Origin of the sequence: Flagellimonas lutimaris (assembly GCF_051494225.1) — a bacterium.
GTDB classification, from domain to species: domain Bacteria; phylum Bacteroidota; class Bacteroidia; order Flavobacteriales; family Flavobacteriaceae; genus Flagellimonas; species Flagellimonas lutimaris_A.
In genome coordinates this window covers 175,299-199,896 of sequence record NZ_JBNPYE010000005.1, presented here as the reverse complement: position 1 = coordinate 199,896, position 24,598 = coordinate 175,299, and the positions used below count along the sequence as shown (strand labels likewise).

Below are 24,598 nucleotides of genomic sequence, written 5' to 3'. Positions count from 1 at the left end.
TATGTCGTGCATCTGCTTGAAAATGCATATACCTAAATTTAAATTTTGCTACCATATCATTAAATGTTTACTTATATACCTAGTCATCGGTAACTTCAAAATCCATACGGAGCCTCGCATTGTTGTCACTATATGTAATTTTTCATTCCCTGACTACCCTGCCAACCTATCCAACCCCTTGGTAGTAACCAATCTATGTATAAACAAATTGTTCATAAATGACAAAGAATTCATATCCTCCTCCACCTGTAACATGTCCCCATCTTTCAATAGGGCATCCAATGTTTTTAAATAGGTTTTGCTCATTTCCCCAACATTTAGACCAGACTTGTATAGGTCATCCTTTTTGCCTCTTTCAATATTCTTTTCCATAAAGGGTAGAATTGTGGATTTCTTGAATTTGGCCAGCTTGATGTATAGTTCAATATGAAATCTTTTAACATCTCTTAATACCGTTGGCGAAAGAGAAGAAAAAAATGTTTCTAAATAATTGAAAAAACACAACAATTCTGCTATAGCATTGGGAGATTCCTTTGTAATTCGCTCCAATCTTCTTTTGGAATTATCCATTTCAGCCTCCACAATTTGTCCGAGAAGGTCACTCTTGTTTTCAAAAAATTGGTATATCGTCCTTTTTGAAACACCACATTTTGTTGCGATATCATCCATCGAGACCGTATGGATACCATATTTTAAAAACATATTTTTCGATTCCCGCAAAATCAAATCCTTCTTGGTCATCTCTAAAGTCAATTATTTTTTTTTCGTATCATCGATATAACGATCCAGATTCCCAAAATAAAGGATATCAAGAATCCAAAAAATCCCAATAGTGGAACACCATATACTTTTGGGGGCATATCTGCCAAGACCAAAATGGAGGAACCGACCGACAAAGCAGAAATAATCATAGCCAACACAAGACGGTCCAATGTGGTCTTTATCCCTGAAAGACCGTCCAGTTGGTGGTTGATCTTCAAAGTATTTTTCTTTACTTTCTTGATTAAATCCAGAATTTCCCCAGGCATTTCCGTCCATGTTTCCGCAATGTCCTTAAAGCCCTCAATCCCTTTAAGAATACGGTACTTTGGGGAAATCCGTTTTTTTACAACCCGCATGGCGTAAGGGCGCATAAGTTCAAGAATGTTCAGGTCGGGATCCAATTTTCTACCGATTCCCTCTATCAGGACGATTCCCTTGATCAACAGATACACGTATTGTGGAAATTCCATTCCATTTTTCCGGAAAATCGATTTCAATTTTTTAGAAATCGATGCCACATCAAGGCTCTTCAAGGATGATTGGTCTATCATTGCGAACATTTCATAAACATCACGTTCCAACTGGTCATCATTATCAATGGAATGTTCCAGTGACATTTTCTTGATCGTGGCTATTAAGGAGGATGCGTTCTTTTGGACAAGGAATTGAGTGAAATCTTCAACATGTTCCTTATCCGGAGGGGACATTGTCCCCATGATCCCAAAATCGATAAAGGCTATTTGGCCACTATAGGTTACCAGTATGTTGCCCGGATGCGGGTCGGCATGAAAATATCCATGCTCCAAGACCTGTTGCATATATAGGTCGTAGCCGACACGGGCGACCATTTTAGGATCAAACCCCCTTTGGAGCAATTGCCCAATATCCGTAACCTTAATCCCCCCAATATATTCCAGACATAATATGTTGTTGTTCGACAACATTCTGAAGATTTTGTGCACATAGATTCCCTGATGTCCCCTAAAATTCCTTTCGAAGCGTTCAATGTTGTCGATTTCCTGCAAAAATGAAAGTTCTTGATTAATGGACCTTTCAAATGTCTCGACGATTTTCAAGAGCCCAATTTTCCTTAACTCATCACTATGGTTTCCCAAAATACGGGCCAGATCCTTCATGATCAAAAGATCGGCCTCAATGATCTCTTCTATATCCGCTCTCTTTATTTTCAAGATTACCCATTCGCCATTCAGCAATTGTGCCTTGAACACTTGGGATATGGAGGCGGAGGCAAAAGGAACATCCTCAATCAGATGAAAATAATCGTTGGGGTCTATACCAAGCTCATTAGCAATCTTCTCTTTGACATCCAATGCTTCCTGTGCCACATCATTCTGAAGTTTTTTTAGTTCGGCCGTCATGGCAACAGGAAGAACATCGTCCCTATCACTGAAAAGCTGCCCCAACTTAACATAGGTGGGGCCCAGTTCCTCTATCGCCATTCGGATACGTTCATAAACAGAAAGGGAATGAATATTGCTCGCTCCCCCATTTTTATCATTTGATTTCAATGACACCCATTTTTCAATCTTGTACCGGGCCATAATATCATCAAACCCATACTTGGCCAAGACGGCTGCCATCTTCATGGTCCTTTTCAGTTTTCTGGAATTTTCTTTCATCTTTTCAGTTTATCAATTGAGCTTGAATACCTCCCTTCCATATTCAACAATATTTCTGAAGGCCAGAAACAACATTGCCACATTTTTTCAACTCATCTTTGTATAATTCCCAACGCCTTTAAGTATTCTGCCACCTTAATTTTATACTGGGCCCTGGCATCTGTCAACGAGTCCATGGCTTCTTGCGACATGGCCCTAGCCTCGAGAAAATCGGATAAAGTGGTCATCCCTGCATCATAATGGTCTTCCAATTCCTTTAAGTATTCTGTGGAATGGACAACCATGGTACGGGCAATATCTATCTGCTTGTAGGCTTCTTTTAGGTTGTAATAAGCTTGGGACATTTGCAATTGTAACAGTTCGGAATTTTCCTTTAAATTGTTTTCCGCAATCTTTATCTTAATATCTTTCTCTTGTTTTTTATAGGACTTCCCCCACCAATCGGAAATAGGAATGGACAATGATGCAAAAGCAATCCCGTAGGTATTATCTTGGTCAAGAATGTCCAAGTACATGCCGCCGATACCTACACCCAATTCTGGCAACATCTCCCCTACTATCATCTTCTTTTGAAATTTTTCAGCGGATACTGCCTTGTTGAGGATGTTGTACTCTTCCCTATTTGTCAACGCATAGTCTGTTTCCATGTAGTAAGTCTCGGGAGGGAGCAATTCTCCCCCGATGGAATCCTGAACATCAAATTCTTGCCCATAAGATATACCCAGATGTTGTTTGAAGGCCATTTTCAGAATCTCGGTACTGTTGGCAAGTTTAAGTTTATTGCCATTGACCTTAATAAGTTCAAGTTTAACTTGCAGCAAATCACTTTTTTTGATCAATCCCGCATCATAAAAATCCCCCACCTCTTTCTGCAAAGTCAATAATAGACGCTCATAGCCTTCCAAAGTGGTCTTTTTCTCCTTTAAGGCCACAAGGCTCCAATAGTGTTTTTCGGTAACGATCATTATTTCATCAGCTGTAAGATCATATTGGCTTTTTGTTATCTCTTGGTTCAGTTCAGCGAGCTTGTTCCCTGTTTGAATACGTCCACCCGCATATAATGGTTGAACGGCAGTTACAATACCAAAGTTGGCATAGTCCAAGGTCTCTATACTAAAAGAGGGTACATGGGCAAATTGTGTGGCATTTTCCAAATTGGCAAGGTTTCCATCATACACAGGTAGATCCATACCCGGTGTTTCTAACTGGATAAGCCCCTTTGAGGATCTAAACAAAGAACCCGAGGCACTTATATTTGGAAAGTACTCGGTAAAAGCACTTTTTTTGACCTTCTCAGCTGCTTGGATGCTCAACCTGGCCGTTTTTAACTTTTTGTTGTTTTTCAGTGCAAGCTCTTTACAAAATTCCAAGCTATAGTTCTGCGAAAAGGCTGACAGACCTAAAAATAGGGTGGCAATTGTTATGAAAATTTTTCCCATTTTGTTATATGTTCAAATAACCTGATACGGTTCTTCCTTTAGCTTCTGTTAATTTTTTCCTCGGTATTTCCAACTGATTTCCAGTATAGTACGGGCAACACCAACAAGGTGAGCACCATTCCAGTAAGCAGCCCGAAACAGATGACCGTTCCAAGTGGGCCCCATAAAGGTGAATTACTTATGATCATCGGTATTACGCCCACGGCTGCGGCCAGCGAGGTCAAAAATATGGGTCTCATCCTGCGTTTACCGGCCGCTAGGGCCGCATCCCTATAGGACATATTCTCAAGGTGTACCAATTGACTTGCATAATCAATCAAGATAATACCATTTCTTACCACGATTCCCATAAGTCCGATGACCCCAATAAATGAGGTGAAACCAAATGGATACCCCATAAGCATAAGTCCCAGACCGGCCCCGAAAATGCTCAAAAGCATAGTGGACATTATCAACAAAGATTTCCGGACCGTTTTGAACTGGAACATGAGAATAAAGAAAATAAGGATGATACTAACCCCTAAGGAAATAGACATGGGCACATAATTCTCTGTGTTGGCCTCATCCTCCCCTCCATATGTAATGGTCACTCCTTCCGGAAGCTCCAAAGAATCAATTACTGGCCGCACAGCCCTAAATGCTGCGGTCCCGACCGATCCCCTGGAAATATCAGCCTTTACGGTAAGCGTACGAACTCCGTTTCTCCGAGCCACGTTCCCTTCGGTCCATTCTGGTTCCAGATTCCCAATTGCCCTAAGTGGGAGCGATTCTAAAGTCAATGGAGAAGTCACATATACATTCTCAAGATCATCGATGCTGTTTTTCAAATAGTCTTCTTTTGACAACAATACGGTTATGGGGTAATCTTCTTCCCAAACGGTTGTTAAGGGAAGTCCATCCAGGGAAATAAGGAGGGAGGATGTAATCAAGGATTTGGCATAACCCAATTGATTGGCTTTGTTTTTCTCCAAACGTACCGAGATCCCCTGTCTTTTTTCATCCCAATCGTCCCGTATCCAAGTCAGGTCCCCATTTTCTTGAAGAATTTTTTTTACCTGTTCACCAACTTTTTTCATGTTTTCTATATTGTTGGAGGCAACCCTTACCTCGATTGGAGCGTTGAAGGACTCCATGGACAATTGTTTCCACCTAATGTGCGCTTTTGGAAATGCATCCTTATATTTAGCGGAGTACTCATCAATAATATCCACGGTTGCCTCATTGGATATGGTGTTCAATAAAAGCTGTCCATAATTTTCCGCTGGCAAATGCGGTGCGTACAATGCATTGAACCTTGGTGATCCATTTCCGACAAAACTGGCAATATTGGTGATGCGGTCGTCTGTGGTCAAAATGCTCTCCAGACTATCGACGACCTTTCCTGTCTTGGTTACCGATGCCCCTTCCGGTAGGTAAACCTCTATGGCAAACTGTTTCCTTTCCATATCAGGGAAAAGTTTTTGGTCCACATTCATGAAAAATAGTATTCCAAAAATCACGGATATCACCCCTAGGGCTATCGTCCAACCTGGTTTGGAGAAACAGAGGCCCAACACTTTGTCAAAAACATCCTGCACATGGTCCAGAGCATTCTTTTTATGTTCCTTCCCCTTTTTCCCATCGTGAAGGCCTTTTTTAATGAACATATAGCACATAAAGGGCACCAACAACACAGCGACCAACATAGAAATCAACAGTGCAATACCAATGGTTACCGGAAAACTTCCGACAAAGTCATTTGCCATGCCCGTAAGGAAGAACATCAGTGGAAAAAAAGAAGCGGAAATAGCCGCAGAGGCTGACAATACTGGAATGAACAGCTCCGTGGCAGCTTTCCAGGCCGCGTTCCAAGGTGTATCTCCTTGATCGATCTTTTCCACATGGCTGTCTATTACCACAATAGCGTTGTCAACCACCATTCCCAATACCACTATCAAGGCCGCCAATGATACAATATGAAGTTGTATGCCCATCATTTGCATAATTCCCAACGTAATCAATATGGATACCGGTATCGAGACTCCGGCTACGGCCGCTACCCTAAAGGGCAGTAGTATCATGGTCACAATGATCACTGCAACAATGGCAATGGCAAATTCTTTCAAAAAGTGTGAAATGGAATCATCGACGACCTCGGGCAGATTGGATATAGTCTCCAAATTGATATTTCCCCCGATTTTTTGGGAGAATGTATCAAGGATTTCCTGAATATCATTACCGAAATGGACGATGTTGTTACCTTTTTGCATCTCAAGTGAGAGCAATAGGGCGTTGTTTCCATTGTTTCTGATATAGTTTATAGGTTTTTCGTAACGCCTTTCAATATGGGCCACATCCTTGAGCCGTATGATATTCCCTTCTTGATCAGAAAAAACGATTTGCTCCTCCAGGTCTTTCTCCGATTCAAACCTTGGCGGTAGGTGCACTGGGAGTACTTGATCACCATTATCCAGTGTCCCGGAATAGTTAAGGGACTCCTGCAATTTGAAAGATGCCAATATATTGGAGGGCTTGAGGTTAAACTGTATCAGTTTTTCAGGCCTGATGTAAATATAGATCTCTTCCTTTTGGATCCCATACCTCTTGATCTTGGACACGGCGGGCACTTTCCGTATTTCCGCCTCCAAATCCTTCAGTATGTCCTCCAACTCCCTATACGTATGTTTTTCAGAAGATATTGTAATCAACAGGGCCGCTGTATCACCAAAATCGTTATTGCCTATCAAGGCCAAAACACCGGAGGGAAGCTGCATTTGCAACTCGGATAGACCGTGACGTAGTTTGGACCAAAATTTATCTGCATTTCTTACATTGTCATTAAGCTCAACATAGATGATCATTTGTCCTTCTTTCGAATGGGAATAGGTCTTGAGTTTATTCACCTCCTCGTAACCGAAAATATAGTTCTCAACAACCGTGGTCAATTGTTCTTCAACTTCCAAAGAAGTGGCCCCTGGAAACACTCCTACTATAACCCCTTGTCTAATAGTGAATTCAGGGAACTCCCTTCTAGGCATATTCTCCAATCCAATGATACCCAAAACCATCATTACCACTACAATGGACACCACGACTTGATAGTGCTTCATTGCAGCCTCTATAAGATTTATTTTCCTCATAATAAACTGTGCCTTCTTACATTTTTGGTTGTGATGAACTGGAGACAACGTTACCTTCGGTAAGCTTGTGTTGCCCTTCGGTAACAATTACATCACCGCTTTCAAGACCTGAGAGAATTTCTACCTCATTGCCACTGAACCCCCCAAGCTCCACAAAAACTTTTACGGTCTTTTCCGTGTTCCCATCCACTTTAAAAACAAAGGCATTCCCTTTTTCATCCTTTAGGACAGATTTATAGGGAATGGTTAATTCTTGTTGTTCCGGTTTTGTTTTGATGGTCGCATCACAGGCCATACCTGATTTTATCAATAAATCAGGGTTCTTGACGATTACTTTTACCTCGTAGGTCTTGGTCAACATGTTGGCTATTACACCGATTTTTTCCACCTCTCCCATGAACACTTTACTGCCCAGAGCAGGAATGGTCACGGATACTTCCAATCCTTGTTGGATGTCATTTATCTCATTTTCAGGAACCGATATCCTGACATATACTTCGTTGAGTAAAACCAGGTTGAATACTGGAACTCCAGGAACGGAGGTAGCTCCTACCTCGATATTTCGGATTCCTATAAATCCATCTTTTGGAGCCTTCAATGTACAATTTTCCAAATTCCGAAGTGCAACCTGATTGGCCGATTTGGCCTGCTCAAGTTTCGATATAGCATCCTGCATCTGAATTTCGGGAAGACTGCCCTTGTCATAAACTGATTTTAAACGGTCATAGGCATCCTTGGCCTGGTTAAGGGCCGCCAATGTTCCATTATAGGTATTGGTTTGTGAAACGGAGTTCAATGCGGCTAGCACCTGCCCCTTTTGTACATGATCGCCTTCTTCCGCATTGACGGAGACCACCGTTCCAGGCAAAAGGAAACTCAATGGTGTGGACACCTTGGGCACTATGGTACCGCTATAATTCAATTTATTGCCATAGGTGCCTGCATCAACTTGATACACTTCTACCATAAAGGTGTTTTTTACACCATCCTTTTGGATTTCCGGCTTTCCCTTGTTGTTACCACATCCGAGCAATAGTATCGACAGACCAATCAATGGCAATTTCATACCACATATCATACCAAGTGTTTTTATTAAAATGAACTCTGCAATATTATCCTTTATCCCAATGGCAAAGAAGGGTCATAAAAGGGTAAAATTGGTCTAAATCTGTTATTTTGGAATGAAAGATTACATATGAAATTCAACAACACATCATAATGAGGTTCCTACAAAATCCAATATCCGACGGGCAAGGAGTTCTATGAAATACAATGGGAGGCCTCAGAAACCGGTTTTCCGATAAGAAGAAGGGGATATTCCTGATTTCTTTTTGAAAAATTTACCAAAACTGGACTGGTCACTGAATTCAAGTTCATGGGCGACCTGCCCTATGGTCAGGGTGAAATCTGCCAGGAGCAACCGCGCTTCCATCATTACGGCATCATCGATCCATTGACTAGCCGTTTTCCCCGATACTTCCTTTAACACCTTGGAAAGATGGTCAGGGGTTATAAAAAGAGTGTCGGCGTAAAACTTCAATCTACGTTCTTTCTTAAAATTCTCGTCCAAGATTCTCAAAAAACGATATGTCAATTCTTCCTGTCTTGAGATTTCCATTCTCATGTCAGGGAAATTTTTCCTGAAAACAGACACATAATGGTACATTAACAATCCAAAACTATGGTGTATGATTTCTTTCCCGAACAATTCATTATCGGTCGTGTTCTTTTCTTCCAACACCTTGGAAAGGGTTTTAAAGAGCGACATTTCCTTTTTGGTAAAGTGAAGCTTTGGCGGATTTTCCGAAACAAAAAATTCCAATGCATCCAACTCGAGTATCCGGAATGTATTGTTAAGGATAAAGTCTGCCGTGAAAGCTATTCCAATAAACTCAAGGTCACCCTCCATTTCCAATACTTGGATGACCGTTCTTGGAGTGATGGCCACAATTTCATTTTCCAAAACTTGGTGTTTAACCAAATTGAGCCTGATTTGGACGACACCTGATACCACAACCAATAATCCAAAATTATCCGACCGAAAGGGATAGGTAAAGGGCGCTTTTTTAAATTGCTTTTTTGAGAAAATCACATTTAGGCCATCAGCCTGTATGGGCTCCTCCAGAATTTTAAGTATGTCATTTATCGAATGTCTTTTTATGGAAGAAGACGTGGTGACCATAATTTAATATTGTTAGGGTATCAAGCTTTATCTATCCAATATACCAAAGATATTGTTATTCGCATTGAACAATTTGATAAATGAAAAGCGGTATTTTCCCATCTACACCCACTTATTTAAATTCAACCTGGTTTTGCAGTTTTCATGCGGTCCTGAAAGACAAATAAGATTATTCCCCACAATACCACCAAAATATGTTATCATTTCTTCCAAAGCCTATCAACAACCAATAGGAGTACGTTTTGTGGCTGTAAAACCAAAATAGCCAATATTTGAATGAAGAGAACCCAAGGCTACACGCACTTAATCCATCCATGTATTGAATCACAAATCCATTCTGTTGTCAGGCTTTCATTCAAGACTAAAAATAACGGACTTTGTTCAATGGTGGAATACAAATAAATGAAAGCGACTCATTCTCTTTTCAATATCAGTGTGCGATAGGGGAAAGGAATCTCTATGCCTTCCTTGTCAAAGCGTTTTTTTATACTTTCAAATAGATCGCATTTCATACTGAAAGCTTCATCAAAATTGCGTGCCCATGCCCATGCTCGAAGTATCACCGCGGAATCTTCCAAGCCTATAATCCGTGTTGTCACTTTTGGCACTTGATTATAAATATCCAATTCAGACCTATGATCGACAATGTTAGGATGTGACTCGCACTCCTCTCTCACAATATGTTTGGCCAAGTCAATATCACTATCGTATGAAACACCAATATCAATCCATTGGCAATACATACGATCGCCCAAATCATAATTAACAATTTTTTCCTTGTTGATAATGGAATTGGGAATCACTATCATGTTGTTTTGATAATTACGGATAATGGTATGCCTAAGTGTAATATCTGTTACTGTTCCTGTCTTGGATTCATCTATCCTTATAATATCCCCGATCTTAAAGGGCTTGAACGAAATGATAAAAATACCACTTACTATATTGGCCAAGGCTTCCTGTGAGGCCAGCCCTGTAATTATAGCAAGTATCCCTGCTCCGCCCAAAGCGGTCTGGGCAACACCTCGGAGGGATGGAAACGCCAATATGATCAACACTCCACCCATAAAATAGATGCTATAAACAACAAGGTACCTTAAAAATTTTTGATTGGTGTAATCCTCATTCAATGCTGTCTTTTCTTTTATGGAGTGGCTGTACCAAACATTTGCACCAGAGGCCAAAACGATTGTTATCACTGCCACGATACCTATATACAGTGTTAGATAAAAATTTTCGATGGCCGACTCATAGTATTTTTCATCAATAAAAATGAAACTGATTGCAATGACCCCCAAAATGACCCAAAGGATTCCATTGATTTGCCTTATCAATGTGATGGAAGATATTTTCTCATCCGGATACTTGATTCTGATCTTTTCAATTAGCCATTGGCTAAATCGATTCGTCAACCATACAAGTACAACAACTATGCATACAACTATTCCAACCCATATAAGAGCCTGTTTATGTTCATTAATAAAGTTTGTCATAGGGTTTTTATTCCATCTATATGTTTCAATTATTACCGTCTTTAATCTCAAAGTAGATAAATATAGCAATCCCTTTGATGTCTTTGCAAGACTTCTTGGGCAATAATTTCATTGACATCGGTGAAATTGGATGTGAATTTCAAAGACTTTGCATCAACTTTTGTTTTGATTCCAATAATACATCCGTCCTTAAAAACCAGAGTGGTCACTCTTTTGTTTGCTTATTGGCAATTAACAATTTTTGAATCTATCTGTTGCATCAACGCCCATAAATAGATATGATAATCTTTTATGTGATAGCCCCAGTTTTCATAGTTGGGACTAAGAACCTCGTCAGCCAAATCATTTGGTCTTTTGTCATTAGGCAGAGGGGCATATTCAACACTTAAAACAACCTTCTGTAACCCTTCCCTTCTATACCTTACATTATATAAATCATTGAACGCGATAAAATTATTGCCACCCCCCATATTATAATTTGGATCTGGCGTAATATAATATTGCAACGGTTGCATCTGCTCCGTATAATAGGAAAAGTCTTGGAGAAACCAATCCTTATTTTGATCAAACTCTCTATAGACCAATCCCCCTTTAATCAAATATGGATTGAATTCGGGCAGACCATAGTTTATTTCTGGAATGTTCTGCCCTTCATCAAAACTCGCCCAGTTTTGCACGCATCCGCACTCCTCGATCATGGTACATAAGGGGATATTTTGCCACCAGCCCCCCAAATATTCATCTTTAGCGGCAAATACATAACCCATCCCTCCCAACGCAGCGGTTACCAGTTTACCTTGCAAATTGTTATCGTTGTCAAAAATATCCCTTAGTAACAATGCCAATAGATACGAACCTTGAGAATGACCGGCCAATATAATTTTATTGCCATTATTATAATGCTCCAAATAGTTCAAGAATGCGGCCTTAACGTCACTGTAAGAGACGGCTATAATCGAAGCCTGTAATTTTTTGTCTGTTGCATCTTGATATGTCTTTCCGGTGGACTGCCTGTACCTTGGAGCAAACATTCTACCATATTTTGACAACAAACCTCCCTGCACCATTACTGTTCCTGATATAAATAATTCCGGTTGGTCTTCTATCGGGATATTTTCAGGAATGGAGTTTTGCGTTAAAATCGTTGGGTGCACAAAAAACACATCTATACCTGTGTTCGTATCCGAATTGTTAGTGATAGGGATTATACTTTGGATTTGTAGATTTTTGTCCACAACAGATACATTCAAATTATAATTTGATAAAATCGTAGTCTTATCAGGATGAAAGACCCAATTGTCCATTGAACCATAGTCTACTGTGGAAGCGGGAATCTCTATTGTTTCTTCTTGCCCTACCACGTCATCATCATTGTCATTGTCTTTTGAGCAATTTAAAAATGCCAAAACGGCAAAAAGAAATGGGACGGTTCTATTTTGCATCGGTGCTGTATTTAAGGAATTTTTTGATCAGATGGTTTCTCATTCCATACTATAAACTCATTTAAAAGTATTTTCTTATAAAACAACATAAGATAAAATCAATCATGGATATCATGGACAGGGTAAAAACCCAAAATTGAGTATTCTACATGCATTTTAAGCATTGTTCACGACATGGGGGTGTATGGATTTCCAAAAGGTGACGCACCTCAAGTAATTCATTATATAAAAGATGGACATAATGGGGATTAGCAGTAAATGCCCCACCTACATCAGTTCAAGATATTATCGGCAAGTCAGTAGATAAGTTTGAAACCATTACTTGGAGGTATTTAAAAGACAACCCAATGGTAAAACAATCTATCTATAACAAGCTGAAAATTATGGGGATTATGATAAAGGCCATGGTGCCTCCAAAATGGGATATGGACAAATATGAAATAGAACAGGGATTTCCAATATTTGAAATGATGGTGTCTTCCAATGTTTCGAAAGAATGGAAATCGAAATATTTAAAACAGATCAAGTAAAAGTTTTTACCGCAACAAATTGGCCTATAAGTCAAATTGTCAAACCAATGTACCTGGCCACACCATAAAAACAACTACGATCTTCCACCTGTTTAAAATTGAATCTTCCCTTGCACAAAAGAAAATAAAGAATTACCGGGGTACGATTAAGAACATCAATATACCAGGTCACTACTACCATCATTGGAGCTAAAAGAAGTGTTACAAGAGTACTAAGGCTCATTGGAGCAACTGAGGAATCGTCGAACCTTCTTATTCCTGCCAATGTGTGCCCTGAATGGAAAAGATATTTCGTAAAACCTAGCTGTATGACAATAAAAAATGTTGAAAACAAGGGAAGAGAACCAAAATCAAAACTTGGAACCATGACCCAATCTTGGGACAAATCAGTTCAAATTCTTGTGAAGATACACCCTGTGGAGGATTCTGGACCAGCACTAAGCTGGAAAATAGTTTACTTGCCAATTGCAAATTCAGATTCTTCCAAAATATTTTTTGTCGTTGAATAACCAATATCAAAAATGGCATCCATCCCATTCATGTTGAAGGTACCATATCTGCTAAGCTCCTCTGGGTGGACAACCAAATCACAATCCTTGAATTTTTGAATGGAATCGGCCGCCATTTTAATTTTATACGATCTCTCGACCACACTGTAAGCATTCTTTAAATCCTTGACATTGATACTTCTTAATGGATTAACATATACTCCTAGAATCTTATCGCAAAATGGTTGTAAGGGTTCCAAGGGAAAGTTGTTCAACACCCCGCCATCCACATAATACGATTTTCCAATTTTGGTCGGGGTAAAAACGCCAGGGAAAGATGCCGAGGCCAGTACTGGACGGATAACTTCTCCTGAATCAAAGATCTTCAAGGTACCTTTAACCACATTGGTTCCCGTCACAAACAAGGTTTTCTTGAGTGCTCTAAAATCATCATCCGGGAGCAACTTTTTAAAATCCAGATAGAATTTCTCCGTATCAATGAAACCTGGTTTTCCCCTAGCATATTTTTGGGTATGAAAAATGGGGATGGTCTTGAAAAAATCCAATATTTCAGCCCATCCGAGACCTCCGGCATAAAGAGCTCCGACAATGGCCCCTGCACTTGTACCTGAAATATGTGTGGGAAAGATACCGTGTTCTTCCAAGGCTCTGATAGCCCCGATATGGGCCACTCCCCTAGCACCTCCTCCTGATAAGACCAATCCTATGTTCATACCATTCTATTTTTATATATTCCACGGATGGATAAGAAAAAGAAGTATGTTTTGGAAACTCTCTTCTAAACAATCTGTTGTAATTCTCAAAGATGTTCGTGAATTTTGAACTGAATACTTTTCAAAGATAAAAAACCAATTTTTATTTTATTTAAAAATCCTTTTCCGGGATTGGATTCATTTTCCCTTGCTTTTCAATATCCAGACCTAAAATTTCAATATGTCTTCCCAACTCATCATAAACAATAATCTTTTGGGTACGGGACAGAAAAAATTGACCCAAGCCTTCAATAGTTTCCCAAAGTAATAATGTATCTTTTATTTGGCATAAAACAAAAAAATCAGTACCGCAATCAATGTTTCCACGAACACTCAAACCCAATTCCACGAAACAGGTAGCAGCCTTTATGACTTTAAGAGTTCAGTAATGTTTTACTACAATACTCCACTATCTTCCAAAGAAGAAACATTGTACCTAGAGTATATTTTCCCTCCAACCTCTGAATCATCATCTATACTTTGGGTACACCTGCCATATCAGTCGTTTCCTACCGAAGATCATTTAGATTGGCTTTCCCATTTGTAATCAATGTAATGCCATGAAACTTTCTCATGTTCCACATGTATCACCATAAAACCTTCCTCATCATATTGGATGCCGTCGCCCCTATTATCTTTCCTTTTCCAACTAGGTCTACCGGCCACTGAGCCTCCAGTAATGAACCAGGTCTTATTTTGAATGTTTAAATCCTCAATCCAGTGCATGTGTCCTTGCAGTACCAATCTCAAATCAAGATTATTGAAAAGTTTAAGAACCTCGTCCCGGTTATAGATCCAAAGCTCATTGGGTACCTCTGTGACCTTGTTTTTTGGATACCGTTGGCTATAGGTGGAAATAAAGGGAATGTGGGTTAACACCACTATTGGGATGTTGGCATCCAATTGAGCTAAGTCATTTTTAAGCCATTCCATCTGTACATCATCAATCATACCTATATATTTATGGTCTTTTTCTTCAATGGAGCATAATGAGATAAAATGCCAGCCTTTATGGTCAAAGGAATAGTATCTTTTTCCCAAATAGCGCTCATACATGCCATATTTATAATCTGGATGACTTTCTTCAATGTCACTTTCCTTATAGATTCCAAAGAGTTCATGGTTCCCTATGGTATTATAAACAGGCACATCAAACTTTTTGATGGTGTTGTGATAGGTTTGGAAGAGTGAGTCTGATCGACCAAAATTGCCTCTCAGCACATCATATACCAAATCACCCCCGGTAATCACAAAATCAACATTGAGTTTATTGACCGTGTCGATTACTTTTTGAAATGCTTCTTGTGCTCCAAGTTCTGGTTGTAGATGGATATCGGTCATAAAGACAAAGGAAAAAATTTCCTGACCCCCATATGTCGAAGTAATGGGATTCTTGTTTTGGGCAGCAATGCCCGATGAAACAAATAGCCATATCAGCACTAGTCCTCTTGTTCTCATACTTTCACCGGTTTTTTCTTTGTAAATATTTGGCCTTGTCGGCTTCATAGGTCTTGACCAACTCCTTGTCATATCTTTTTTCAAAGTCCTTGGTGGGGATAAGGGATTCGGCAGGTAGATCCGGTGCTTCTTCAAACTGCATTTCACCATTTTCATTTTTGGTAATGGTAAACGCATCATACACTTCGCCCAAGACCGTCCTTGCCACGTACCTCAATTTATTTTCGGAAACATATATTTCCTGGTACAGTTGCATCGAGGTTCCCGCACGCTCGATCCAATCACTGAACTGGATCGCATTTTGATATGGGCCTGCAACCGACACCACATGAATCGGAAAATCCATGACCATCCTCCCCCTTGCATAAAGGTGCTCATGTCCGGTCAAGACCAGGGGAACCTTGTATTTTTCATAAAGTGTCTGGAATTCTGGAAAACGAACCCCGGAATCTCTGTTTCTGGCCAGCCCGCGCATGGCATGGTGGTGGGTGATAAAAATCCAGTCCCCTTCGTATTCTTTAAGCCGTTCTTCGGTCCACTCCAGGATTTCCCTACGATCTTCGGGGTATTTATATCGATTTAGATTCAAGGAAATTACCCGAATATTATTATAATCCACATAGAAGGTCTCTTCTTCATGTCCCTTGGGCCCATTTTTTGGAAATGCGAACGTATTGGCCCACAACGGGGAAATATCAACTCCACTGGACGCCTTTAGATGCTCATGGTTTCCCGGGGTTGCGATAATCGGTATATTGTTGAACATCCATCCCCCGGCAGGGAAAAATTCATTCCAATTTTCCTTGTTCAACCCTCCTCTATGGACCATATCCCCTGCAAACAACATGAACTTGGAATCCGGATTGGCCAAAACCGCTTGTCTCAGGGTCCTGCTTCCCAATGAATGGATGTATCGTTGTACGTCACCGAAGTACAAAAATTTGAAAGGTTCGTTCTGTCCGGTCGCCGTTTTAAATTCGGACCACTCGGACCAATGGTCCTTGTTGCCCACTCGATAGGAATATTGGGTATTCGGTTTCAAGTTCCGAAGATTTACAGTATGATAATACCATAAACCGTCATCCGATGTATAGGATTGTGTGGTCGCCCCTATTTTTATTGTCCGCTCTTCAAAAAAGGGGGAAGCCGTCGCTTCCGCATATTCTATATAGTTTTTTGATGCGGACGATCGTGTTCTCCATGTAACTGCCTGACTGTGATCGGGAGAAGTTTCCCATGACAGTTTGATGTGATGGGGCAGTTGTTCCAAAAGGCTGTTGTCGTACCCTTCTTTTTTCTGTCCTTGGCAATGAAAAACGAGTACTAAAAATGATATAAGTAGAAAAGTGTTTTTTTTCATCATACTATGGAAATAAAAGCCCCTACTTGATTATGGTCAGGGGCCTTTGTTTTTAGAAGCCTGGGTTTTGGGGCATTTCTTTCTCTAAATTGGAATCTATGACAGACTGCGGAATGGGCAGCAAAATATCACGCTGTGGATCAATGGTACTTGACCCGCGATTGTTATACTTCATGGTACGTTCGGCCCATTTTCCGGTTCGCAAAAGGGTATATCTCCTAGGTTCCTCGGCCATCAGTTCCCTAGCTCTCTCATCCAGTATAAAATCAATATCGATATCGCTTTCCGTAATATTGGAAGCATGGCTCCTTGTCCTAAGTGTGTTTATGGTATTGGCAGCGGCCCCTGCATCCCCCAACTTGAACTCCGCTTCAGCTTTTAATAGATATGTGTCCGCTGCCCTAAGGTAAATTTGATCGTAAAACGATTCCCTGTTCCCAATGGGATCAATGGGATCGGCCCAATCGTATTTCCTACTGAAGGGCCATTCTTCAATACCATTATGGTCATCGGTGATATCCTCGCTCCAATCCAAATAGATTTTATCCCCATAATTTTTACCTTCGGGGAGATTGTCAGCTGGATAAGGCGCATTCCCTGCCGCATCCCGATAGGTGAAGGCCTTTCTAATGGCATATTCCGAAAACCTGTCATCGTTGGGGTCATCAAAATTATCCAGTGCCCACTTGGTCAAAGAAGACCTACCATTTCCATATCCCCCTCTATCAGCCGTAACGGTCAAATCCAGATCACCACTCCTATATCTAGAGGTATGGTGCATTGCCATAATGGGATATTCCCCTCCACCAAGAACATTGTTTTTGAACTGGAAGACCCATAAAGCCTCTGAATTTCCTTCTTCGCGATTTGTGTTCCCATCCTTGAACATATCCATAAAAGCGATACCGTCTTGGCCAGCCTGAACCCCATAACGTTCGGTGATTAGGGCATACGCTGGATTGTTGACCACTTTGCTCGCCCAAAACAGTGTGCTATCCGGTTTGTTCAAGGTGAGATATATTTCCGCCAGATAGTGCTGCACGGCCCCTTTGGTCATTCTACCCGTCAAAGAGCCCTCAACAGGGATAAGGGGCTCTGCAAAAAGTAGATCTTTGATCACTTGTTGCCTTACTTTATCCACAGGGGTACGCTCCCAGTCGGTTCTGATTATTCCATCACTTGACGGGCTCAAATTCAAAGGAACATCGCCCCAAAGATATGTAAGGTGACGATAGGCAAACGCCCGGGCCACTCTTGCCTCAGCAAGAATCAAGTTTTTGTTTTCAACTTCACTTAGCTCATTACCGCTCCAATCAATGTCATCCCTTTCTTCAACATTCTTTATGATCTCATTGGAAGAGTTTACAATTTCATAAAGCCATAGGAAAACACCTTCATATACATTATAATCCGGTTTGTTTCTGGCTGTCCAATCCACAGATACACGGGATACCCCATTACCACTATGGTTAGCGGCAAACATATCGGTACCGGACATGGTAACATCCGTAATTAGGGAGGAACTGGCATTCAATCCTTCCCGCTCATAGCGCATCAGGGAATAAAGACCGTTTATTCCTGCTTCCAGCCCAGATAGCTCAGAGTATAATTTCTCTGCATAAATTACATTGGGCGGGTTTTCGTTCAATAAATCATCACTGCAACCGCTAATGAGGAGTACAGTGGTCATAAGGCTTATTATTATTTTTTTCATTTCTTCTTTTTTACTTAAAATTCTATTGTTAATCCAAGGGTCAACTCTCGTTGAAGAGGAAGAATGCCCGCTTGACTGCTCGGGAGTTCCAGTTCGGGATCTCCGGCTGTCCAATCTGTAATGGTAAGTAGGTTCCTTCCCGATGCAAACAATTGAAGTTTATCCAGCTTGATTTTAGAGAGAACCTTTTCAGGGAAACTATAGGAGAGGGTAATATCCTTTAACCTGATAAAACTGGCATCTTCATAAATTGAGCCTCCCTTTACCTCATCATTGTTCCTATAGTATTCATTGGTGGGGTTATCTGGTGTCCACCAATTCTTTTTAAGGACGTTTCGCCTAATTTCAGCTGCTGTATTGTCCCTCAGTAGATTATTAAACCGCGTAGCGCCGTGGGAACCAATAAAGAATATCTCTAACCCCAGGTTTTTATACTGAAAGGCATTGCTCAGTCCCCATGTATATTTTGGATCTTGTTGCCCTATGATCTGACGATCATCATCATCCAAAACCCCATTATTGTCAACATCCTCTATTTTAGCATCACCGGGAACCCTGTCATAAATGGCAGCTTCTTCCTCTTCCCCCAATTGCCAAACCCCGATCATCTTTTGGTCAAAGTTGACGCGAATGGGCTCCCCGACAAACCAAGCATTGGCCAAATCATCGATTTCTAGCCCATCCCCGTCCAAATCACCATACAAGGAGACTATCTTGTTCTTGTTGGTTGCAAAGTTTCCAGATATTTTCCAATTGAAATTTTGTGTGGCCAAAGGAACAACAGAAAGGGAAAGTTCAAGTCCCCGAGTTTGTGTTTCCCCAATGTTCTGGGTCACTTGGTTTATTCCGTGAACGGAAGATATGGTCCGGTTCAACAATAGATCGGAGGTGTTGGTCTCATATAGGTTCACATCCCCTGAAATCCTGTTCTTGAAAAATCCAAAATCCAATCCCAAATTATAGGTTTCACTCGATTCCCATCCCAAATCCTTATCGCCAATGACACTGGGGACATACCCTACTAAGGACTGGTCACCAGATAAAGTGTTCCTGTCCCGCAATCTTGTTATTGATGAATAGGGGTCAACCGCCTGGTTTCCATTTACACCCCATGACAACCTTAATTTTAGTTGGTTGATAGTGGACGAATCTTCGAGGAAAGGTTCTCTTGAAATGTTCCATCCTAATGCAACAGAAGGGAAAATACCCCATTTATTATCAGGCCCAAAACCTGAAAAACCATCCCGTCTTCCTGTCAAAGTCAACAAGTAGGTATTGTCAAAGGAATAATTGAGGCGCAACATTTGTGAAATAAGCGCGGTGCGTTGGTAATCATTTTGTGCCACCAGCGAAGTTGCTTGTGAAACTCCAAAATAGGAGAACTCGTCGTTAGGAAAATTGACCGCTGTGAGTTCCTCAAAATACTGCTCGTTTTCCTCATAGCTAAAGACACCGGTAAGAAATACATTGTGCTTGCCAAACTCCTTGCTGTAGGTGAGTATATTTTCCACTACATTATTTTTAAACTCGGTACTGGAAAGATATGCATAGCCCGAGTTGGCTATTCCCACTACTGTATTGTTTCCGGCATATGTTTTACGTTCAGACCACCTTCTTCGTATACCAGTGTTCAACCTATAATTTAATCCCTTTAAAAAAGGAAAGGCTATATTGATATAATTGTTCGAAACAATTTGATTGGAGTAATCCTCATCATCATAATTTTGGGCCTCTAAAGGATTTTCATCAGGAAACTCTGGCCATGGAAATAGATTGATTTCTCCATTTTCGTCAAAAGGATTGGCCAGAAGTGGGTTAATCTCAAAAACAGCTTCATAGTCAATGTCATAACCTCCCCTATCATCATAAGTGAATTGGCTTCTGGTTCCAAAGTCCAACCAATCTGTTATTTTGGCATCGATGTTCACCCTTCCCGAAATTCTTTGGTACTGATCGGTGACAGAGAGCCCTTTTACATCCAAAAAATTACCACCAATGTAGTATTGGATGTTATCACTTCCCCCAGCAACGGAAATGTTATGGGCCTGTGTATAGCCGGTCCTTAGGGATAGGTCTATCCAATCCGTCTCCAATCCAGCCTCATAGTTCGCAATTTCTGTGTCGGTCAACAGTTCGGCGTTACGGGTGGATTTAAATTCGTAGAACTCTTTTCCGGTCAAGAAAACTGGTAGATTGATAGGTTCCTGGATACCATATTTTCCTTGATAACTGATTTTGGCCTTTCCTTTCGTGCCTGCTTTGGTCGTGATCAAAACAACACCATTGGATCCTCTGGAGCCATAAATGGCCGATGCAGATGCATCTTTCAACACCTCCAAAGAGGCAATGTCATTGACATTGATATCATTCAAATTCCCATAATAGGGCACCCCGTCCATAACTATGAGGGGTTCGTTGCTGGCCAAAATGGAGTTGCGGCCCCTGACTATGATTGTTTGCTCCCCTACTGCTCCTGCCGTCGTTTGGCGAATGGTAACACCTGGCAAGGCTCCTTGCAAAACTTGTGCGATATTTCTATTTGGAACCAAATCCAATCGTTCCTGGGCCACAGAAGTGACGGAACCTGTAACATCACTTTTCTTCTGTGTACCATATCCGACCACGATCACTTCATCCAGTTCAGCATTATCCGGCAGTAATTTTACATTGATGGTGGTTTGATTCCCAATTTCTATTTCTTGGGTCACGTACCCAACAAATGAGAATTGCAGTATTGCATTGGAACCATCTATTGTCAAGGAAAAGTTGCCATCAAAATCCGTAGTGGTGCCATAGGTAGTTCCTTTTACGGCAACTGTGGTCCCCAATAGGGGTGTTCCAAATTCATCCACAACTTTTCCGACGATGGTAAATTGTGGTGGTTTGGGTACGGTAATTGGTTTGTGAACGATGATAGGCTCCTTTTTTTCAGTCAGGAATATCTGCCGATCAATAACGTTATAAGAGGTCGAGGTATTTGTAAAGATCCTCTCCAATACCTTTTCTATCAACTCTTCCTTTACATGAATGGTGACTTGGCGTTCCAGGTCCACGGCCGTTACTTTATAAACGAACCTAAATTCAGTACTGTTTTCAATGTTATCGATAAGTCGCTCTACAGAAACATTGTTCAGATCCAGTGTAAGTTTAGTCTGCTGTCCATAAGAAGTGTTCGCCTTTATTGTCAAAAGTGCAACAAACGTGAACAGCACACTAAGTTTCATTTTTAAATCAAATTTCAATAAAGGGTAAGGGCTTCTTGTATGGTAAAGAAGTTTTTTCATACTTTTATAGTGTTAAATTGTGGTTATTCTCCTAATGATCACTGTAACCCAATCGGGAAATGTGCAACCATTTTCCGATTTTTTATTTCTTCAGATTCAAGGAAGAAAACGAGTGGTTCTTATTTCAGTCAAGTCTGGTATCTATCTCATTGGCTTTGTAGTTTTAAGTTGTCAGTAAATGGTTATTTGGTTTTTATCGACTTCAAAATCAATTCCATAGGTGGCCTTTAAATTTTCCAGGACTTGAATAAGGGAATCATTCCCAAAATTGGCATTGAATTTTTCGGATGATAGTTTTTTGTTGTTGTTGACAATGACCACATCATAATGCCTTTCCAACTTTTTAAGAATGTTTTGGAACGACATGTTCCTAAATACCAATTCTCCATTCATCCAAGATGTATAGATCCCTGTAATCACCTCCCTGGTATCTATATCATGGGCGTTTTTGTCATAGCTTCCTTTGAAACCCGGTTTTAGTACTACGGGATTCAAATCGCCTTTATCACTATCCAATTTCACGGAACCTTCCAACAAAACAACATCTGATGTATCGTCTTCGGGATAGGCGGTAACATTGAACTTGGTACCCAACACTTGTATGTTTAAGTTATCCGCATTAACAATAAATGGGTGGGCAGAATCCTTTTGGACATCCAAAAACACTTCACCCGATAGGAAAACCTGTCTTACCATACCCTGTAAAAATTTGACCGGATATTTAAGTGAGGATCCCGCATTCAAATACGCTTTTGTGCCATCGGACAATTGGAGATTGAACTTTTTGCCATATGGTACTCTAAGGGTGTTATAGACCAATTCCTCGGTATCGGTTTTATTATCATAAACCAATTGATTACCATTTTGACTGGCTATGACACTACCGCTGGAATTTTTAATATTGATTTGGCCATCTTCAGCAATGATCTTTGTATTCCCGTTTTCCATTTCTAGGGTAATGGAATTTTCATCTTGAATGAGCAAAAGGTTCTCATTTGTATCCAGCAGCATGCTCTTAAAGAAGTAACCTGCGCCCAACAGTAAGATTCCAATAGCTGCATATTTTAGAATCTCTTTGTTCCACAACTTTCTGGTCTGCTCTTTTTCTACTGTTTTTTGGATATTTCCTAAAATGTTCTTTTTTCTTTCATCCGAAACTAAAAAATCCATTTCTTCTTCACTGTCTTTCGTTTGAAAGCTATTGTAATACCGTAGAAGAATTTTTTGTTCCTCGGGAGTGGCTTTACCTGATAGATACTTTTCTACAAGATTTAAGAATTGTTTTTTATTCATTTTTTGAAATGGCTCACATCTTTATGTGTCCCATTAATATAGTGTCCTAAAACTTGTTCATCCCCGGATAGATTTCTCACTTTTTTTAAAAATAAGGATATTTTCCAGGTTACTTGGGTCCAAAAGGAAACTAAGGAAATAATAAGGTGGATAAGAAAAGTAAGCTTAGAAAACCTCCCAAGGATGTCCTCAATATACCAAGTGCTCTTGTAATATGGTCCTCAACCGTTTTCGGGGAGATGTTCAATCGGCTGGAAATTTCTTTGTGGCTCAGTTGTTCTTCGCGACTCATTTTATAGACCAAGCGACATTTTTCTGGTAGCTCTTCTACAATGGAGTCAACTTTTTGAGCAAGTTCTTTATACAGCACTTCGCTTTCTGGGTTTTCGTAGGTACAGCGCTGTTCTAAATTTTCAAAGAGTTCTGCCCTTAAATTTTTTTGATTTTTACGAAATTGATTGAACACCTGATATCGAACACATGAAAAAAGGTATTTTTCCAAAGAAACTTTGATTTCAAGATTTTTTCTATTTTTCCAAATACCAATGAAAATATCTTGGACAATCTCCTCACAGATTTTTTGATCTTTTAAAATATTGAAGGCAGATTTAAAAAGGGGTTTCCAATAGGTGTTGAATAATTTGTCATACGCATGTCTTTCGCCTTGCTTTAATTGCAGGATAAACACGAAATCGTTCTCAAGACTGGAATTGGTCACCTCAACTTTAATTGGTATCCAAATCTATCCAAACAACGTATCGTTATCTGGGCTTAATTTTTAAGTAATTGTTAAGAATTAATTTTTGTATTGGGACTCCCCAATATCCAAGCACATCATTCCTATGGAAACTGCCCCAAATCTTGTTTTCATACATCTTTTATTTTTATGATATACATGGAGTAATTGTCTTTGGTACCGTCTTTGGCATTTTCCATGATTTCCGATTTGATTCCCTGCACCGATGCTTTGTCCCTGAACCATAAAGAAATCCTTTCTTCGTCAAGGTGCTCCAAAATGCCATCGGTACAAAGAAAAAAGAAATCATCTTTCTTGATATCCGTAATGACATGTTGATCGATTCTTGTTGGATTGGTGCCATTTATCGCCCTTGTGATAATATTCCGTTTGGGATGTGTTTGGGCTTCTTCTTCGGTAATTTCTCCCATATCCACCATTCCCTGCACCACGGAATGATCTTTGGTTTGAAAGAGGATCTTACCATCCCGTATGTGGTATACCCTACTATCGCCTACCCACCCGATCAAAGCCTTTTCTTCCTCATCTGAAATCAGCAAAAAAGTGAGCGTAGTGGCCATGCCCTTCGCTTCGGGATGGGTTTCGAGGTATGTACCCAAATTTTGTTCGACACTTTGCAGGGCCAAAGGTAAGTACATGCTGTTTTCTATGGTCCCGATTGGATTTTCAGAGACATATGCAGCGAATCCTTGACAAACCAAGGAAGAGGCCACTTCGCCCTTGGCCTGGCCACCGACACCATCGCAAACCATAAATAATCTGGTTTTTTCTGATGCCTCCTTAGGGTAAATGGCGTCCTCGTTGTTCGTACGTTGGCCAAGTTCATGGCAATGCACCGGTACATAAAGCTTCATTACAACCTAT

Annotated in this window: 18 protein-coding genes; 1 reads left to right on the top strand and 17 read right to left on the bottom strand. The window is 40.4% G+C overall.

The features are described from left to right. Window positions 1-153: 153 nt before the first annotated feature. The 8 genes from ACQQ5U_RS11920 to ACQQ5U_RS11885 form a co-directional block, all read right to left on the bottom strand. Window positions 154-741 carry a TetR/AcrR family transcriptional regulator gene (locus ACQQ5U_RS11920; RefSeq protein ID WP_437397783.1) on the bottom strand — a complete coding sequence of 196 codons (588 nt, stop codon included), beginning with the start codon at window positions 739-741 and terminating at the stop codon, window positions 154-156. 8 nt (window positions 742-749) lie between these two features. Continuing rightward, the gene (locus ACQQ5U_RS11915) at window positions 750-2,402 is read right to left on the bottom strand and encodes an AarF/UbiB family protein (RefSeq protein WP_437397782.1); all 1,653 of its coding nucleotides are present in this window, start codon (window positions 2,400-2,402) and stop codon (window positions 750-752) included. 92 nt (window positions 2,403-2,494) lie between these two features. Then, window positions 2,495-3,841: a TolC family protein gene (locus ACQQ5U_RS11910; RefSeq protein WP_437397780.1), complete on the bottom strand. Its 1,347-nt coding sequence runs from the start codon at window positions 3,839-3,841 to the stop codon at window positions 2,495-2,497. A 38-nt stretch (window positions 3,842-3,879) separates the two neighbouring features. Continuing rightward, window positions 3,880-6,960, bottom strand: a complete 3,081-nt coding sequence (locus ACQQ5U_RS11905; RefSeq protein ID WP_437397779.1) for an efflux RND transporter permease subunit — start codon at window positions 6,958-6,960, stop codon at window positions 3,880-3,882. Window positions 6,961-6,976: 16 nt separating this feature from the next. Beyond that, the gene (locus ACQQ5U_RS11900; protein WP_437397777.1) at window positions 6,977-8,026 is read right to left on the bottom strand and encodes an efflux RND transporter periplasmic adaptor subunit; all 1,050 of its coding nucleotides are present in this window, start codon (window positions 8,024-8,026) and stop codon (window positions 6,977-6,979) included. A gap of 216 nt (window positions 8,027-8,242) precedes the next feature. Beyond that, window positions 8,243-9,142, bottom strand: a complete 900-nt coding sequence (locus tag ACQQ5U_RS11895) for a helix-turn-helix domain-containing protein (protein WP_437397775.1) — start codon at window positions 9,140-9,142, stop codon at window positions 8,243-8,245. A gap of 413 nt (window positions 9,143-9,555) precedes the next feature. Continuing rightward, window positions 9,556-10,635: a mechanosensitive ion channel family protein gene (locus ACQQ5U_RS11890; RefSeq protein WP_437397774.1), complete on the bottom strand. Its 1,080-nt coding sequence runs from the start codon at window positions 10,633-10,635 to the stop codon at window positions 9,556-9,558. A 221-nt stretch (window positions 10,636-10,856) separates the two neighbouring features. Then, a complete protein-coding gene (locus tag ACQQ5U_RS11885; protein WP_437397772.1) occupies window positions 10,857-12,077 on the bottom strand; it encodes a DUF3089 domain-containing protein in 1,221 nt (406 codons plus the stop codon). A 347-nt stretch (window positions 12,078-12,424) separates the two neighbouring features. Between ACQQ5U_RS11885 and ACQQ5U_RS11880 the strand changes: the two genes are divergently transcribed. Further along, window positions 12,425-12,607 (top strand): hypothetical protein, encoded by a 183-nt coding sequence (locus tag ACQQ5U_RS11880; RefSeq protein ID WP_437397770.1) that lies wholly within the window; start codon window positions 12,425-12,427, stop codon window positions 12,605-12,607. A gap of 454 nt (window positions 12,608-13,061) precedes the next feature. Here ACQQ5U_RS11880 and ACQQ5U_RS11875 read toward each other — a convergent pair whose 3' ends face one another. From ACQQ5U_RS11875 to ACQQ5U_RS11835, 9 genes are all read right to left on the bottom strand, one after another. Next, window positions 13,062-13,829, bottom strand: a complete 768-nt coding sequence (locus tag ACQQ5U_RS11875; protein ID WP_437397768.1) for a patatin-like phospholipase family protein — start codon at window positions 13,827-13,829, stop codon at window positions 13,062-13,064. Window positions 13,830-13,980: 151 nt separating this feature from the next. After that, a complete protein-coding gene (locus tag ACQQ5U_RS11870; protein WP_437397766.1) occupies window positions 13,981-14,112 on the bottom strand; it encodes a hypothetical protein in 132 nt (43 codons plus the stop codon). 275 nt (window positions 14,113-14,387) lie between these two features. After that, entirely contained in the window at window positions 14,388-15,326 is a 939-nt protein-coding gene (locus ACQQ5U_RS11865; RefSeq protein WP_437397764.1) for a metallophosphoesterase family protein, read from the bottom strand. 4 nt (window positions 15,327-15,330) lie between these two features. Then, window positions 15,331-16,689, bottom strand: coding sequence for a fibronectin type III domain-containing protein (locus ACQQ5U_RS11860; protein ID WP_437397762.1), 1,359 nt, complete (start codon window positions 16,687-16,689; stop codon window positions 15,331-15,333). A gap of 49 nt (window positions 16,690-16,738) precedes the next feature. Continuing rightward, window positions 16,739-18,400, bottom strand: coding sequence for a RagB/SusD family nutrient uptake outer membrane protein (locus ACQQ5U_RS11855; protein WP_437397760.1), 1,662 nt, complete (start codon window positions 18,398-18,400; stop codon window positions 16,739-16,741). Between the two features lie 14 nt (window positions 18,401-18,414). Next, window positions 18,415-21,684: a TonB-dependent receptor gene (locus tag ACQQ5U_RS11850; RefSeq protein WP_437397758.1), complete on the bottom strand. Its 3,270-nt coding sequence runs from the start codon at window positions 21,682-21,684 to the stop codon at window positions 18,415-18,417. A gap of 171 nt (window positions 21,685-21,855) precedes the next feature. Further along, on the bottom strand, window positions 21,856-22,977 hold the full coding sequence (locus ACQQ5U_RS11845; RefSeq protein WP_437397756.1) for a FecR family protein: 1,122 nt from the start codon (window positions 22,975-22,977) through the stop codon (window positions 21,856-21,858). Between the two features lie 130 nt (window positions 22,978-23,107). Beyond that, entirely contained in the window at window positions 23,108-23,695 is a 588-nt protein-coding gene (locus ACQQ5U_RS11840) for an RNA polymerase sigma-70 factor (RefSeq protein ID WP_437397754.1), read from the bottom strand. A 149-nt stretch (window positions 23,696-23,844) separates the two neighbouring features. Continuing rightward, complete coding sequence (locus ACQQ5U_RS11835; protein ID WP_437397752.1) at window positions 23,845-24,588, bottom strand: PP2C family protein-serine/threonine phosphatase; 744 nt, start codon at window positions 24,586-24,588, stop codon at window positions 23,845-23,847. Window positions 24,589-24,598: the final 10 nt, after the last annotated feature.

Coding starts and splice junctions, on each gene's coding strand:
- ACQQ5U_RS11920 (WP_437397783.1), bottom strand. CDS start 741: ATGACCAAGAAGGATTTGATTTTGCGGGAATCGAAAAATATGTTTTTA.
- ACQQ5U_RS11915 (WP_437397782.1), bottom strand. CDS start 2,402: ATGAAAGAAAATTCCAGAAAACTGAAAAGGACCATGAAGATGGCAGCC.
- ACQQ5U_RS11910 (WP_437397780.1), bottom strand. CDS start 3,841: ATGGGAAAAATTTTCATAACAATTGCCACCCTATTTTTAGGTCTGTCA.
- ACQQ5U_RS11905 (WP_437397779.1), bottom strand. CDS start 6,960: ATGAGGAAAATAAATCTTATAGAGGCTGCAATGAAGCACTATCAAGTC.
- ACQQ5U_RS11900 (WP_437397777.1), bottom strand. CDS start 8,026: ATGAAATTGCCATTGATTGGTCTGTCGATACTATTGCTCGGATGTGGT.
- ACQQ5U_RS11895 (WP_437397775.1), bottom strand. CDS start 9,142: ATGGTCACCACGTCTTCTTCCATAAAAAGACATTCGATAAATGACATA.
- ACQQ5U_RS11890 (WP_437397774.1), bottom strand. CDS start 10,635: ATGACAAACTTTATTAATGAACATAAACAGGCTCTTATATGGGTTGGA.
- ACQQ5U_RS11885 (WP_437397772.1), bottom strand. CDS start 12,077: ATGCAAAATAGAACCGTCCCATTTCTTTTTGCCGTTTTGGCATTTTTA.
- ACQQ5U_RS11880 (WP_437397770.1), top strand. CDS start 12,425: ATGGTAAAACAATCTATCTATAACAAGCTGAAAATTATGGGGATTATG.
- ACQQ5U_RS11875 (WP_437397768.1), bottom strand. CDS start 13,829: ATGAACATAGGATTGGTCTTATCAGGAGGAGGTGCTAGGGGAGTGGCC.
- ACQQ5U_RS11865 (WP_437397764.1), bottom strand. CDS start 15,326: ATGAGAACAAGAGGACTAGTGCTGATATGGCTATTTGTTTCATCGGGC.
- ACQQ5U_RS11860 (WP_437397762.1), bottom strand. CDS start 16,689: ATGATGAAAAAAAACACTTTTCTACTTATATCATTTTTAGTACTCGTT.
- ACQQ5U_RS11855 (WP_437397760.1), bottom strand. CDS start 18,400: ATGAAAAAAATAATAATAAGCCTTATGACCACTGTACTCCTCATTAGC.
- ACQQ5U_RS11850 (WP_437397758.1), bottom strand. CDS start 21,684: ATGAAAAAACTTCTTTACCATACAAGAAGCCCTTACCCTTTATTGAAA.
- ACQQ5U_RS11845 (WP_437397756.1), bottom strand. CDS start 22,977: ATGAATAAAAAACAATTCTTAAATCTTGTAGAAAAGTATCTATCAGGT.
- ACQQ5U_RS11835 (WP_437397752.1), bottom strand. CDS start 24,588: ATGAAGCTTTATGTACCGGTGCATTGCCATGAACTTGGCCAACGTACG.